This window comes from Paraburkholderia sp. IMGN_8 (assembly GCF_038050405.1).
Classification (GTDB): Bacteria; Pseudomonadota; Gammaproteobacteria; order Burkholderiales; family Burkholderiaceae; genus Paraburkholderia.
In genome coordinates, this window is the sequence record NZ_CP150900.1 from 788988 (window position 1) to 802829 (window position 13842).

The following is a 13842-nucleotide window of genomic DNA, read 5'->3' on the forward strand; positions in this document are numbered from 1 at the left end:
CTATCGGCGCCTCATGAAGCTCCGGTTACACGGCCCTTTATATTTATCCGGAAGCCAACGACGCGCTTGACGTCAGGAGCACCACTTCAGTGCTCCGGCGTGCCAACTCCCAGTATCTGAATACGTGTCACGAGATCGCGACGCATACTCAATCGCAGGCGTGTTCTTTCATCTGCCTCTCGCGGACAAGATGCTCCAGCTGCCGCGCCCTTGATCCAGAGCGGCCGTCTCGTGCGCCTGCTGCCCCGTTATCTGCCGCAAACGCTCGGCATTCATGGCATCTACAGTTCCCGACGCCAGATGCCGTTGGCGTTGCGAGCCATGCTCGATTTTCTGGTTGACTGGTTTGCAACGCATCAGGCCGCGATGAGTAACGCGAGTTGAATTTAAAAGGCCCTGTCCGTTGCGGACAGGGCCTTTTTGTTTGCGGCGCATGGTTTGCCGCGTTCGGTACGTTTGCTGCGGGCCTCCTCTTATGCGAGGCCCGCGTGAGATGCCTACTCCGCGTCGCTCGTCGCCACCGTTTTACGCGGGCGGCGGCTGCGCGGCGCGGATTTGCGTGCGGCCTTTTTTGCCGCTACGGGCGCTTCTTCCTGCACAGGCTGCATTGGTGCTTCAGGCGGCGCCGCGATCTCCGGTATGTCAGCGACCGTTCGCTGCGCGGTCTTCTTCGTTTTCTTCGCGGCTGTCTTGCGCGGTGCACGTTCCTTACGGCGCCTGGCTGGCGTGCTGCTCGCTTCTTCCCGGCCCTCTTCTTCGACGACGGCAACCGGCTCTGCGGCGAAGGTTTCCGGTTCTATCCACGTATGTTTCCGCGGTTCAGGAACGGGCTCGCTGACCACCGGCGCTTGCACGTCTGTTTCAGCTTCCACTTCCGTGTCGCGGCTGTGTTCGACAGATGCGTGCTCGTCGCGGATGGCTTCCTGCTGGCCACGTGACCCCTTGCGATTGCCGCGTCCTCCTCTACGGCGTGACTCATGTTTACCGCCCGACTCGGCGATTGCCGTTTCCGTCACCTGCGCTTCATACATCTGTTCCGCCGGTTCTGCCTGTTCGGCTTGCTCGCTCGCGCTTTCGCCGGTCACGTTCGCAGCCGTGCCACGATAAACATACGCGCCCGACTTTTCATCGCGGCCAAATTCGAGCAGTCCACGTGCGTGAGCCTCTTCGAGCAGATTGCCGAACGCGCGAAAACCGTAGTACGTCTCGTTGAAATCCGGCTTGCGGCGCTTGATCGCGTTCTTCAGCACCGAGGCCCAGATCTTGCCGCTGTCGCCGCGCTCGGAAGCGAGCGCGTCGAACGTTTGCACGGCGATTTCGATCGCTTTGGTGCGGCGCTTTTCGAGGTCCTCCTTGCTGCGGCTCTTTTCTTCGTCCGGCGCGCGTTTGGCCGTCGGCTGGGCAGCCTGTTGCGGGCGCGACGACTCGCGTTTGGCCACCGCGCGCTGACTTTCGCGCACGAGGTCGTCGTAAAAGAAAAACTCGTCGCAGTTCGCGATCAGCAGGTCGGAAGTGGATTGCTGAACGCCGACGCCGATCACCTGCTTGGCGTTCTCACGCAGCTTCGACACCAGTGGCGAAAAGTCCGAGTCGCCACTGATGATGACGAAGGTATTGACGTGCGATTTGGTGTAGCAGAGGTCGAGCGCGTCGACCACGAGCCGGATATCGGCCGAATTCTTGCCCGATTGGCGCACGTGCGGAATTTCGATCAACTCGAAATTGGCCTCGTGCATCGCGCCCTTGAAACTCTTGTAGCGGTCCCAGTCGCAATACGCTTTCTTCACGACAATGCTGCCCTTGAGCAGCAGACGCTCGAGCACCAGCTTGATGTCGAACTTGTCGTACTTCGCGTCGCGCACGCCGAGCGCAACGTTTTCGAAGTCGCAGAATAGCGCCATGCTGACGGTTTCATTGGATGACGCCATGTATATCTCCATTGAAGCGATCGTCAAACTCGACGAATCGCGATCATGATAGCGATTCCTGCGAAGGTGATCAGCTTTTGTGTTCGGCGCGCACCGATGCAGGAAGCAAAAAGCCCTCGGAATCGAGGGCTTTGTGTCCTATGCGCGAGCCGGGCGGGCGCTTGAGGAGCAAGGCGGCCAGCGTTCTGCGTGGCTACCAGCCGTGGCGGCCGGGCGCGCCGCTTAGCGCTGCGCGAGTCTCGAGCACGTCGTCGATCAATCCATAGGCCTTCGCACTGGGCGCCGACATGAAGTTGTCACGGTCGGTGTCGCGCTCGATCTCCTCGATCGTGCGTCCCGTGCGCTCGGCCATCATTGCGTTCAGCCGCTCTCGCTGATACAGGACCTCCTTGGCCTGAATCTCGATGTCCGCGGCCGTGCCCTGGCTGCCGCCCGACGGCTGGTGAATCATGATGCGCGCGTTCGGCAACGCGTACCGCTTGCCGCGCTGGCCGGCCGTCAGCAAGAAAGTGCCCATGCTCGCGGCAAAGCCGGTGCACAGAGTCGACACTTCCGGCTTGATGAACTGCATCGTGTCGTAGATCGCGAGGCCGTCGTACACCGAGCCGCCGGGCGAATTGATGTAAAAAGAAATATCCTTGTCGGGATTCTCGGATTCAAGAAACAGCAACTGCGCGACGATCAGACTGGCCGACTGTTCGTTCACCGGGCCGACCAGGAACACGATGCGTTCGCGCAGCAGGCGGGAATAGATGTCGTACGCGCGCTCGCCGCGGCCGGACTGCTCGATCACGGTGGGCACGAGGCCGAGGCCGGTGACGGATGGATAGCTGGAATGCATGCGGACCTCGTTGATGTGGCGCGGTAAGCGGTAGTGAGCCGATCAGGAAACCGTGCACGTGCTGCACCGGTTGTTGTTCCTATGACGAAGGCGGGCACGGCGGTGTGACAAATTTATTTTTGCGCCGGGTTGTCACATCGACGGGTGCTCGAGCGTCAAGCTGAAAAGGATGCCGATGGCAGCGCGCGCCCGCAAATCGGCGCAGGCAGACAAGCAGGGCGAGAGCGCTTTTCACCACGCGCGATCCGGGAGGTCGACGAATGACGGAACAAGGAATCGACAAGGCATCCGCCTTCGAGGCCGTGCGCGCTCGCCTGCTCGCGCTGGCATACCGGATGCTCGGCAGTCACGCCGAAGCGGAAGACGTGGTGCAGGACGTGTGGCTCAAATGGCATCTCGCCGATACGCAAGAGGTGCTGACCCCGGCCGCCTGGCTCACCACGGTCACCACGCGCGCGGCCATCGACCGATTGCGGCATGTGCAGCGCGAACGCGCGTCGCTGGCCGCAGGCTGGCTGCCGGAGCCGTGGCTCGACGAGCTCGCGCCGTCCGCGGAAGAACTGGCGTTGCGCGCGGCGGAGATGTCGTACGGCGTGATGCTGCTGCTCGAACGTCTGAAGCCCGATGAGCGGGCGGCGTTCGTGCTGCACGAAGCCTTCGATTGCGACTACGCGGAGATCGCGAAAATCCTCGAGCGCACGCCGGCCAATTGCAGGCAGATCGTCCATCGGGCCAAGGCGCGTCTGCAGCGCGCGGGCGCGCCGCTGGAACGGCCCGATCCCGCAGCGCATGCCCGAATTGTGGAGCGCTTGCGTACTGTGCTGGAGGCGCGGGATCGGGCCGGCTTGCTGCACCTCTTCAGCGACGCGCCGGAAGTCGTCAGCGATGCGCCGGTGTGTACGCGGGAACCGGCGGTGTCGGGCTGGGTGGACCAGGTGGCATCGCTCGCGCAGCGGGCGAGCCATGCCGAGGTGGTGTCGATCGAAGGGGCAATGTGTGTCGCGCTGCTCTTCGAAGGCGAGGTGGTCGGAGTGATCGACGTGTCGACGGACGGCGCAACCAGGATCGTCGCGTTGCGCGCCGTGACCAGCGCGGCGCGTTTGCAGTCCGTCAATCGCGTGCTGGGCCGCGCAGCTGTCGCGCGCTTGCTCGCACGCATCCAGCGGACCTCAATTACGATGCGCCGCGACTTCCCAGTTGATGTCGACGCATAGCACCTGGGTGCCGTGCGACGTATGCGCGGCGATCGAAGCGGTCACGCACAGGTGCGCTTCGTTGATCGACAGATAGGGTGGGGTGAGATGCACATGACCGGGCGTGCGCATCGCCTGAATGAAGTACGGACGGCGCTCCCAGCTCGCGCCTTCGGAATGCAGCAGCGGCCGGAAGCGCTTGGCGCGTTGCGAAGCGCGCCCCGGCGGCAACACGTTGTCGCCGATCTGGCGGCCCGATCCGTCGAGCACGAAGCAGCGTGCCGTCTCGCCGAGCTTGAGCAGCGGCGCCGTTGCCTGGGTGACCGATTCGCCGGCCACCAGTTGCGCGCTCGCGGTTTCCAGCGCCGTGACGTACGGTGCGAGCCGGGCGGATTGCGCGCGTCCGCGAGTGGCGACCTGTTCGCGCAGCGCCGCGGAGAGCGCGTCCATCAGACCGGCCGCGGTCTGTGGCTTGACCGGCTCGACGCTTGGACCGGCAAAGTACGCGCCCTGCACGAAATCGACGTTGCATTCGAGCGCGATCAGCGCGTCGCGCTCCGTGGTTAGGCCACCCATCAGCACCAGTTGCCCGGATTCGTGCAGCAGCGAGACAAGCCCCGGCAGCACGCGTTCGATATGCGAGTGTTCGCTGGCTTGCGCGAGGATGAAGCGGTCGAGCGTGACGATGTCGGGCCGCAGATTCCACACGCGATCGACGTTCGAATGCTTCGCGCCGAAACCGTCGAGCGCGATCAGGAAACCGGATTTGCGCAGCGCGTCGATGATGTCGGCAAAACGCGTGGTTTCGCCGCCGGCCTGTTCGGACACTTCCAGCACCACACGTTGCGGCGGCAGGCCCAGCGCCTTGAGACCGGCGAGCAAGGCGTCGCCGTAGCTGGTGTCCATCAGCGCCGCCGGGTGCAGGCTCAGGAAAAGCCACTCGTCGTGACTATCGAAGGCGTTGAAGTTGCCCAGATGCAGCGATTCGGCGAGCCGCCCGAGTTCGAGCAGGTCGCCGCGCCGCGCGGCTTGCGTGAAAACTTCGTGCGACGGCACCTGCAGCGCATGTTCGTCGTGTGCGCGCAGCGAAGCGTGATAACCGATCGCGCGCCGGTGCGACACCGAGAAAACCGGCTGGAACACGCTGAAAACGGTGTAGCCGCCGTATAGCACGGTGCGCCGGGAGCCTTCGTCGCCGGCCATCGGCCGCGGCGGCTGGAAGCCGGGAGGATCGAGTTCGATCATGCTCATCATGTCAGTCGTCTGGAAGTAGCGGCGCGCTCGGCATGTTCGACACGAGTCCGCACGCGCAAAGCGTGAGTTTATAGGATAGCCGAGCAAGAACTATGCGCGTGCGGAAAGCACGCCGTATGCGCTATGAGGCCCGTCAGTTGCGACGATTGTGCGCCAGCGCGGGCGCGAGGGCGATTATTCGCACTTTGCTGGTGCGGCCTACGCCCCGTTGCGGGTCGGCGGCGCAAGCCGCTCGCAGGTGAATTCGCGCGTGAGTGCGCGCATGTTCCCGCACAAGTCACCTGTAACTTCGTCCTTAAATTCGCCGGCTAGGCAGCCGGCTGAGTTGCCCACTGAGCCATCCGTCAGGTCCGCTCCGAAGGATCGGTTTTGTTGGCGGGCGTGCGGATGTCCGGCGCCAGTTGCGCGAAGATCCATGACGAGCCTGCCGTAATGATGCCGACACACAGGAAGGTCGCATGAAACGCGGGCAGCGAGTTGGCCGCCGTCACGCGCGGTAACAGGCCGGTGAAGGTCGCGAGCAACGCGCCGGCCACCGTCACGCCGAGACTCATCGACAGCATCTGAACGAGCGAGAACAGGCTGTTGCCGCTACTCGCGCCGCCGGTGCCGAGGTCTTTCAGCGTCAGCGTGTTCATCGCGGTGAACTGCATCGAGTTGACGCCGCCGAAGAATGCCAGTTGCACCACGCGCAGCCACAGCGGCTGGCCGGCGCTGGTGAGCGCGAAGCTCGCCATGGTCAAGCCCACCAGCACCGTATTGACGATCAGTACGCGTCGATAGCTGTACTTGATGATCAGCCTGGTGACAAGGCGCTTGGACGCCATGCCTGCCGCCGCCACCGGCAGCATCATCATGCCGGCTTCGAATGCGCTATAGCCGAGACTCACCTGCAATAGCAGAGGGATCAGATAGGGCATCGCGCCGCTGCCGATCCGCGCGAACAGATTGCCCAGCAGGCCGACGCTGAAGGTATGGATCTTGAACAGATCGAGCGAGAAAATCGGCGCGGGCTCGCGCACGGCATGCAAGCCGTAGGCGACAAAGCACGCGAGGCTCAGGATCAGCAGCACCAGCACAGTCGCATGCTGGATGCCGAACTCGGTATGGCCGTCGAGCGCGAACGAAATCGCCACCATGCCGACGATCAGCAGCAGATAACCTTTCAAATCGAACTTGCCGGTGTGCTCATTGCGGCTATCCGGCATGAAGATGAACGTCGCAATGCAACCGACGATGCCCACCGGCACGTTGATCAGAAAGATCCAGTGCCATGACGCGATCTTCACGAGCCAGCCGCCGAGCGTCGGTCCGATCAGCGGCCCGATCAACCCCGGAATCGCGACGAACGACAGAGCCGGCAGGTAGCGTTCCGCCGGAAAGGTGCGCAGCACCGCGAGCCGCCCGACCGGCAGCAGCATTGCCCCGCCCACGCCCTGCACGACGCGGAAGACCACCAGTTGATTCAAGGTGTGCGCGTTCGCGCACAGCAAGGAGCCGACCGCGAACACGAGGATCGCGCTAAAGAACACGAGCCGCGTACCGAATTTGTCGGCGAGCCAGCCGGACACCGGGATCATCACCGCCATTGTCAGCGAATAGGCGATCACCACCGATTGCATGCGCAACGGCAACTCGCCGAGGCTCGTCGCCATCGCCGGAAGCGCGGTATTGACGATGGTCGAGTCGAGCGTCTGCATGAAGAAGCCGGTGGCGACGAGCCACAGCATCACGGTAAGCGAGCGGGCCGAGGGAGTGGCTGTCTGGGCGGCAGTAGCGGCGGAGGCGGGCAGGGTCGGCGGTGTGGACATGGAGGGCGGCTAGGCGCGCAGGGGCGGGCTGGGGAGTCGCTATTCTAGGGAAAAGCGCGCCCCGGCGCAGCGAGCGGGCGGCGCGGATGGCTCCGGCGCAGCCCGAACCGCGCACTTGCCGCGTGCTTTCCGTGTGTTCCCCAGCTCAGGCGGTCAGCGCGCAGGCAACGCAACAGCGGCGTGGAAAAACGCCTGCGCGCGCGGCTCGTTGCCGAACGCCACGTGAATCCTGATCCACGGACTCACTTCCATGTTGGGCCGGAAATAGCTGCCGGGCACCACGGTCACACCCAGCGGCGCGCCGCATTCCACCAGCCGCTCGGCATCGTCGATATGCGGCACGCGTGCCCATAGGAACGTGCCGCCCACCGGTTTTTCGAACAGCTCCCAGCCGGCGTCTTCGAGTGTCTGAATGGTCGAGCCGAGCGCGTCGCGCATGCGCCGGCGCAACCGCTCCAGATATTTGTGGTACGCGCCGCGCTCCAGCATCGACACGGCAACCGCTTCGGCAAAACGCGAGCCGCCGAGGCTCGTCAGCATCTTGATGTCGACCAGATCCTTGATGATCGCGTGACTCGCCACCACACAGCCGATCCGCAGCGACGACGACAGCGTCTTCGACAGGCCGCCCACGTAGATCACGTGTTCGAGCTGATCGAGTGTCGCGAGCCGGTCGGTGACTTCGGTCTGGAGATCGGCGTAGACGTCGTCTTCGATGATCGAAAAGCCGTGTTCGCGCGCCAGTTGCAGCAGCCGGAACGCAACGGGCGGCGCGATCGTGGTGCCGGTCGGATTATGAAACACGGTGTTGATGAAGAACAGCTTCGGCCGATGCAACTGCAACTGCGCTTGCAGCACGTCGAGATCGGGGCCGCTGCGCGTGCGCGGAATGCCGATCAGCTTCACGCCGTGCAGCTTCAGCAGGCCGTACAGGTTGTAGTAGCCGGGGTCTTCGACGAACATCGTGTCGCCGGCTTTCAGCATGTAGCGCATCAGCAGGTCGAACGCCTGGCTCGCGCCGTTGGTGATCAGAATCTGCGACGCGTCAGCCTGAATTCCCAATTGACCGATGCGGCTTTGCAGATGCTCGCGCAGCGTCAGATTTCCGAGCGGCGTCGCGTAATCGACCATGCTCGCGGGGTCGGTGCGCGACACGTGGCGGATCGCCTTCGCGATGCTGTCCATGTCGCACCACGCCTCGGGGATGAAGCCGCTGCCGAGCTTGAGCGTCTCGCCCGGGTGATTGAACTGCTGCAGGATATGCCCGGATTCGTCCTCGGCGCGGCGCGGGTCCGATGTGCCCTGGCAACTCATGCCCGTCGGCAGGCGGTCGGCCACATAGAAGCCCGAGCCGTGGCGCGAGTCGACGTAGCCAAGTGACACCAGCCGGTCGTATGCCTCGATCACCGGGAAGCGGCTGACGCCGTAATCGGCGGCGAACTGGCGGATCGACGGCAGCTTCGAGCCGGGGCGCGCGATGCGCGAGCGGATCCACGTGGTGACGCCCGTCACGATCTGCTCGGTGAGCGGTACGCCGTTGTCGCGATCGAGTTCGATTTCGAATTTCATCCGGTGCTTTCCTGGTCGCTGGACCGCCCTGCTGCCCGAGCTGGAGCGCCGGTCCTAAAACGCGATCTTTGCCAACTGTTCGGTTTTCCGACTGAACAGTTCTGATAAAACTGTTCGGAACTGTGCATGTGATTTCAATCATCGCACGCCAATAATGAGACAACACAAAAGTTTTTTGAAGGAGAACGGCGATGCGTGAAGTCCGTATTTTCGAGCTGGAACATGGCGAGCCCGCGGCGGCCTGGCGTGTCGCGCATCCGTCGCTCTTCAAGGTGATCTCGGGCGAAATCTGGCTGACCGTCGAAGGCGACGCTGAGGATTACTGGCTGGCCGCCGGCGAATCGTTCGAGTTGCCGCGCGGCGCAGTGGCGTGGGTCAGCTCGGGCCAGGCGGGCGCGCGCTTCGCGCTGGCTACCGGCTCGGAGCAGTCCGCCGCGATGCCCGCGCGCACTTTGCCGATGTTGAACTGGCTGCCGCGCTGGTTGGGCGTGGCTTGAACGGGCCGGTGTTGCGACGTGGGCGGCGTCTCAATCTGCCGCCATATATTCTCCGACGTAGCGTGCGCGTGGCCGGATCAGCCGGCCGTCGCGGGTCTGTTCCATCGCGTGCGCGATCCAGCCGACCACCCGGCCGACCGCGAACAGCGTGAACGCGGCGCCGGCCGGCAGGCCGAGCACCCGTTCGATGGCGGCGAGCGCGAAGTCGACGGTCGGTTCCGCGCCGGTCGTGTCGCGCACCGTGCGCGTGAGCGCATGCACTTCGCCGAGCGGCGAACGGGCCGGCGCACAGTCGGCTAGCATGTCCAGCAGCAGACGTGCTCGCGGATCGCCTTCCGGATACAACGGATGGCCGAAGCCCGACAGCACCGGCCCATGTGCGCCGTGTTCGTGGCGCGCAAGCCGGTTCGCCAGATAACGGTCGAGATCGGGCGCGCGCGATGCTTCATCCAGCAGCGCCGCGATGCGCACGGTCTCACCGCCGTGGCGCGGCCCGGCCAACGCGGCCAGCCCGCCGGCGACGGCGCCGAACAGATGCGTGCCCGTCGACGTGATGCAGCGAACTGTGAAAGTCGACGCATTCAATTCATGATCCGCGCAGGCTACTAAAGTCGCGCGCAACAGTCCGCTCTGTCGCCGGTTGCGCACATTCCACGCCGAAGCCAGTTGCCGATGAAGCGGTTCGTTCGACGGCGCAGCCGAGATCATCGCGGCGGCCAGCAGCCGCATCACGGCGCAGGCGGTATCGAGTTGGGCATCGCGGCCGAGCGCCCAGACGCGCGGCATTTGCGCCGCGGCGGCCGGCAGCAGCACGAGCGCGCGATCGAGCGGTGTGCTGTCGCTCCAGAGCTTGAGCCACGCGGCCCATTGCGCGGTGGCGAGCGGTACCGGCGGCGCGTCGGTAATGCGCCTTGCGCCGCACTCCCACAACAACGCGGCGATATCCTCCAGCGATGCCGTGCGCGCCAGTTCCATCGCGTCGTGTCCGCGATACAGCAAGCGGCCGTCGGCCACCAGCGTGATCGACGATTCGAGCACCGGCACGCCCCAGTCCAGCACCTTCTGCGCGACCTTGCCGGCGCGCTTGCCGTCTTCCTTGCGTTTGGCGAGGCGCCGTACTTCGGCGGCATCGTAGAGCCGGTGCTTGCCCTGAGCGTCCGGCGCCGAACGAAGCATGCCGCGGCTCACATAGGCATAGAGCGTCGGCACGCTGATGCCGAGCGCGGCGGCAGCTTGGGTAGCAGTGAGGGAATTCGAAGTTGGCATGGAAAAGCGCGGAAACCGAAGAAATCAATATATATTGATTATCATAATCAAGATTGATTGCGGCGAGTCGGAATTCTAGACTCGGCTCACTTCCTTCCTGCTGCAACGTGAACGCCATGACACCTGAACTCGCTCTCTCGTATCTGTGGAATGCCGCCGGCTGCGATCCGGCCGCGCTTGAATCCGTGTCGCTTGCCGGCAGCGATCCGGGGCTGCCGTCAGTGTATCGAGTTGGCACGTTGGCCTCGGCGACCATCGCCGCGACCGGCCTCGCTGCGGCCGAATGCTTGCGTTTGCGCACTAGTCGCCGGCAACGTGTCGCGGTGGAGATGCGGCGCGCGCTGGCGTCGTTTCGCAGCGAACGCTATTTGCGCATCGACGATGGTCCGCCGCCCGCCTTGCGCGATCCGGTGACGGGTTTTTACGCGACCCGCGACGGCCGCTGGATTCAGTTGCACACGAATTTTCCGCACCACCTCGCAGGCGTGCTGAAGGTGCTCGGCTGCGCAAACGATCGAACCGCGGTGGCTGCCGCGATTCGCGGCTGGGATGGCGCGGCGCTCGACCAGACGCTCGCAGACGCTGGCCTGTGCGCCGCGTTGATTCGCTCACCCGACGAATGGGCCGCGCTCGAGCAGGCGAAAGCAATTGCCGGGTTGCCGCTGTTCGAGATCGAACGGATCGGCGACGCGCCGGTTGAACCGGCCGGACGGGGCGATGTGGATCGGCCGCTGGCCGGTGTGCGGGTGCTGGATTTGTCGCGGATCATTGCGGGGCCGGTGGCGGGACGGGCGCTCGCGCAGCACGGCGCTGAAGTTTTGCTGATCAATGGGCCGCATTTGCCGAATATTGCACCGTTGGTGATCGATAACGGACGGGGTAAGCGCTCGGCAGTGGTGGACTTGCGGGATGAGGCTGGGCGCGAGACGTTGCGAGGGTTGGCCGGTGGCGCGGATGTGTTTTTGCAGGCATATCGGCCGGGGGCTTTGGCAGCGCGAGGGTTCGGTCCTTCAGACCTGGCGCGGGTACGGCCGGGGATTGTTTATGTTTCCGTTTCCGCGTATGGGCAGGAGGGGCCTTGGGCTGGGCGGCGCGGGTTTGATAGCCTCGTGCAGTCGGCTAGCGGGATTGCTTTTACTGAACGCCTGGCGGCGGGATGGGATGAGCCTAAGCATTTGCCTTGTCAGGCACTGGATCATGCTACTGGGTATTTGGCCGCCTTCGGCGCCATGGCCGCTCTGGGGCGGCGGGCCGCTGAAGGTGGGAGTTGGCATGTGAAGGTTTCGCTCGCGCAGACCGGGAGGTGGTTGCAGTCGTTTGGTGTTCTACCCGAGGGGTGGGAGGTCGATGATGTTTCTATCGATGATGTGCGCGACTGTTTGGCGCGCGTTGATTCGGAGTTTGGAAGCGTTTTGGGTGTTGGGCCTGCTGAGGTTTTGTCGGAGACGCCAGCTTATTTTGGGCTGCCGCCGGCTAGGGTTGGGGCGCATGAGGCTAAATGGAAATAGGTTTTTTTGCCTTTGGCGGCGGCATTCTTCTGTGTGCCTACGGCGTTGGCCTTTCCTTGATTTCTTAGTGGTCCATTAGCGTCGCCCCTGTGCGGGGCAGGCACTTACTTTCTTTGCCCACCAAGTGGACTTCCTTCGGGGCGCCGCCGCAAAGAAAGTAAGCAAAGAAAGCGGCTTCACACCGCTAATTCTTAAGCGGGTCCCCTGGCCTGGAGGAGATAGTGGAGCATCTGGAATCGGTGCTCTCGCACATTCCGCCCCGGTGACAAGGCAGTCATTCTTCCGGCGGCGCTGCGCGCGCCGACGCGGTACTTCATAAAACCATCGGGTCGTTTCTGCGGCACGTTGAGGCGAACGCCGCGGTACTTTTCAAGTCATAGCATTCTGCGTCCCGCCGAATTGACGGCCGGGCGTTACTTTTCCAGCAATCCATAAAGCGCAAGCCGCAAATCATTTCGGCGCCTCGCCGAGGCGAAGTGCCTGGGTGTGCGAGTGCGGTCACCACTCCGAGTGAGACGCTATTCCTTAGCCAGGCATTGGGGACACAAGGGCGAGCCACCGCGCCGAACCAGGCGCAGGCGCTAAAACCGCCAGGCGGTTTTGTGAAGTACCGCCGCGGCGCGCGCAGCGCCGCCGGAAGAATGACTGCCTTGTCACCAGCGCCGAATGTGCGAGAACACTGATTCCAGATGCTCCACTGCCTCCTCCAAGCCAGGGGACCCGCTTAAGGGTTAGCGGTGTGAGGCCGCTTTCTTTGCTTACTTTCTTTGCGGCGGTGTATAGACCGGGGACATGATTGACAAACGTGCGGAGACATCGTTGACACTTTATGGTCAGTGATTCTCGCTCCTCAGGTCAAGGGTGAGGATGCGGTGATGTGCAAACCAGAATTCAAATACGCCGTCTTCGCCCACCTTTGCGCGTGCCGCAACCGGCAGTCCATAAAGTGCGTTCGAGACCTTAAGTTTCCGTCCCTTAAAGCGTAGCTGGCCATCTGACCTGACTCGTAGCACCACGTCGTCCGGGCCGTATTCAGGCTCCTGCAGGATCGATGGATACGCCCGGGGGCTGGGCTTGTAACGGCTGACCGGCGTGTCCATGCCAATCGCCTCGTGCGGACGTTCGCAGTTATACACGGTGCGCCAGCGGTCCAGTTCCTGTTGCACGTGCTCCTGCGTAGCGAAGCTTCGTCCGTTCAGCACTTCAGCCTTCAACGTACGGTGAAACCGCTCATCCTTGCCATTGGTCTGCGGGTGATACGGCCGGCTGTAGCTGATACGGATACCCAGCCGGATCAGCCAGACGGCCAGCTCGGTAAGCTGCCCCGGACTGCTGGGCGAACCCCACGGCGAGCCGTTATCGGTGTTGATGCGCAACGGCAGGCCGTAGTGCCCAAACGCCTCACGTAATCCCGCCTGCACGGTCGAGGTGTCCGTCGGCCCGCAGGCACGCAGCAGGATGCTGAAACGCGAGTGGTCGTCCAGCACCGTCAGGGGGCTGCAACGCTGCTTCTGGAGGGTATCGAAGTGACCCTTGAAATCCATCTGCCAGAGTACGTTGGGCTGCTCGTGTTCAAAGCGCTTCCACGGTTCGCTCATTGCTGAATCGGTCGGCAGGATCAGGTTATGCCGGTGCAGGATGTCGGTCACGGTGCTGGGCTGCGGCACCGCCTCAAAGCCCAGATCCTGCAGGCGCCGACTGATCTTGCGCCCGCCCCAGCGCGGATGGGCCTGGCGCAGCCGCACCACTTCCTGCTCCATGGCAGCGGGAGTCTTCAAGGGGCTGGTGGCTGGGCGCCGTGATTGATCTGACAGCGCGTTCTCGCCACGCTTAAGCCATTTGTAGCCGGTCTGCCGGCTGATGTTGAAGCGCTGGCACAACTCGGTGATCGTCAGGGTGTCCTGACTGGCCAGATGAACAAATTCCTGTCGGAGGCTCATGGTGTCTCTTGCGTTCCAGGGCATGGTCGGGACCG

10 protein-coding genes and 1 pseudogene are annotated in these 13842 nt (G+C 63.6%); 4 read left to right on the forward strand and 7 right to left on the reverse strand.

Annotated features, from left to right (window positions below; translation table 11 throughout):
• Positions 1 to 198 precede the first annotated feature (198 nt).
• Positions 199 to 384 (forward strand): annotated as a pseudogene (locus WN982_RS03830) (LysR family transcriptional regulator); the annotation flags it as partial.
• Positions 385 to 497: 113 nt separating this feature from the next.
• On the opposite strand, the gene WN982_RS03835 reads toward WN982_RS03830, so the two are convergent.
• Together WN982_RS03835 and clpP are read right to left on the reverse strand one after the other, a co-directional pair.
• Positions 498 to 1928, reverse strand: a complete 1431-nt coding sequence (locus tag WN982_RS03835; RefSeq protein WP_341314468.1) for an NYN domain-containing protein — start codon at positions 1926 to 1928, stop codon at positions 498 to 500.
• 193 nt (positions 1929 to 2121) lie between these two features.
• Positions 2122 to 2769 carry an ATP-dependent Clp endopeptidase proteolytic subunit ClpP gene (clpP, locus tag WN982_RS03840; RefSeq protein WP_341314469.1) on the reverse strand — a complete coding sequence of 216 codons (648 nt, stop codon included), beginning with the start codon at positions 2767 to 2769 and terminating at the stop codon, positions 2122 to 2124.
• Between the two features lie 260 nt (positions 2770 to 3029).
• Between clpP and WN982_RS03845 the strand changes: the two genes are divergently transcribed.
• A complete protein-coding gene (locus WN982_RS03845; RefSeq protein ID WP_341314470.1) occupies positions 3030 to 3983 on the forward strand; it encodes a sigma-70 family RNA polymerase sigma factor in 954 nt (317 codons plus the stop codon).
• On the opposite strand, the gene WN982_RS03850 is transcribed toward WN982_RS03845, so the two are convergent.
• The 3 genes from WN982_RS03850 to WN982_RS03860 all read right to left on the reverse strand — a co-directional run bounded on the left by WN982_RS03850 (position 3939) and on the right by WN982_RS03860 (position 8596).
• On the reverse strand, positions 3939 to 5213 hold the full coding sequence (locus WN982_RS03850) for an EAL domain-containing protein (protein ID WP_341315709.1): 1275 nt from the start codon (positions 5211 to 5213) through the stop codon (positions 3939 to 3941). The two genes, WN982_RS03845 and WN982_RS03850, sit on opposite strands and share 45 nt — an antisense overlap.
• Positions 5214 to 5560: 347 nt before the next feature.
• A complete protein-coding gene (mdtD, locus tag WN982_RS03855) occupies positions 5561 to 6946 on the reverse strand; it encodes a multidrug transporter subunit MdtD (RefSeq protein WP_341315710.1) in 1386 nt (461 codons plus the stop codon).
• Positions 6947 to 7180: 234 nt separating this feature from the next.
• Positions 7181 to 8596: a PLP-dependent aminotransferase family protein gene (locus tag WN982_RS03860; protein WP_341314471.1), complete on the reverse strand. Its 1416-nt coding sequence runs from the start codon at positions 8594 to 8596 to the stop codon at positions 7181 to 7183.
• A 191-nt stretch (positions 8597 to 8787) separates the two neighbouring features.
• On the opposite strand from WN982_RS03860, the gene WN982_RS03865 reads away from it, so the two are divergent.
• Positions 8788 to 9093, forward strand: a complete 306-nt coding sequence (locus tag WN982_RS03865) for a DUF2917 domain-containing protein (protein ID WP_341314472.1) — start codon at positions 8788 to 8790, stop codon at positions 9091 to 9093.
• A 30-nt stretch (positions 9094 to 9123) separates the two neighbouring features.
• On the opposite strand, the gene WN982_RS03870 is transcribed toward WN982_RS03865, so the two are convergent.
• Complete coding sequence (locus WN982_RS03870) at positions 9124 to 10359, reverse strand: citrate/2-methylcitrate synthase (RefSeq protein WP_341314473.1); 1236 nt, start codon at positions 10357 to 10359, stop codon at positions 9124 to 9126.
• A gap of 116 nt (positions 10360 to 10475) precedes the next feature.
• On the opposite strand from WN982_RS03870, the gene WN982_RS03875 reads away from it, so the two are divergent.
• On the forward strand, positions 10476 to 11867 hold the full coding sequence (locus WN982_RS03875; protein ID WP_341314474.1) for a CoA transferase: 1392 nt from the start codon (positions 10476 to 10478) through the stop codon (positions 11865 to 11867).
• Positions 11868 to 12700: 833 nt separating this feature from the next.
• Here the strand turns inward: WN982_RS03875 and WN982_RS03880 are convergent.
• The gene (locus tag WN982_RS03880) at positions 12701 to 13831 is read right to left on the reverse strand and encodes an IS481 family transposase (RefSeq protein ID WP_341313135.1); all 1131 of its coding nucleotides are present in this window, start codon (positions 13829 to 13831) and stop codon (positions 12701 to 12703) included.
• Positions 13832 to 13842 lie beyond the last annotated feature (11 nt).

What these genes read in the sequence shown, in the direction of transcription:
- WN982_RS03835 (WP_341314468.1), bottom strand. Translation starts at nt 1,928, where the DNA reads ATGGCGTCATCCAATGAAACCGTCAGCATGGCGCTATTCTGCGACTTC.
- clpP (WP_341314469.1), bottom strand. Translation starts at nt 2,769, where the DNA reads ATGCATTCCAGCTATCCATCCGTCACCGGCCTCGGCCTCGTGCCCACC.
- WN982_RS03845 (WP_341314470.1), top strand. Translation starts at nt 3,030, where the DNA reads ATGACGGAACAAGGAATCGACAAGGCATCCGCCTTCGAGGCCGTGCGC.
- WN982_RS03850 (WP_341315709.1), bottom strand. Translation starts at nt 5,213, where the DNA reads ATGAGCATGATCGAACTCGATCCTCCCGGCTTCCAGCCGCCGCGGCCG.
- mdtD (WP_341315710.1), bottom strand. Translation starts at nt 6,946, where the DNA reads ATGCTGTGGCTCGTCGCCACCGGCTTCTTCATGCAGACGCTCGACTCG.
- WN982_RS03860 (WP_341314471.1), bottom strand. Translation starts at nt 8,596, where the DNA reads ATGAAATTCGAAATCGAACTCGATCGCGACAACGGCGTACCGCTCACC.
- WN982_RS03865 (WP_341314472.1), top strand. Translation starts at nt 8,788, where the DNA reads ATGCGTGAAGTCCGTATTTTCGAGCTGGAACATGGCGAGCCCGCGGCG.
- WN982_RS03870 (WP_341314473.1), bottom strand. Translation starts at nt 10,359, where the DNA reads ATGCCAACTTCGAATTCCCTCACTGCTACCCAAGCTGCCGCCGCGCTC.
- WN982_RS03875 (WP_341314474.1), top strand. Translation starts at nt 10,476, where the DNA reads ATGACACCTGAACTCGCTCTCTCGTATCTGTGGAATGCCGCCGGCTGC.
- WN982_RS03880 (WP_341313135.1), bottom strand. Translation starts at nt 13,831, where the DNA reads ATGCCCTGGAACGCAAGAGACACCATGAGCCTCCGACAGGAATTTGTT.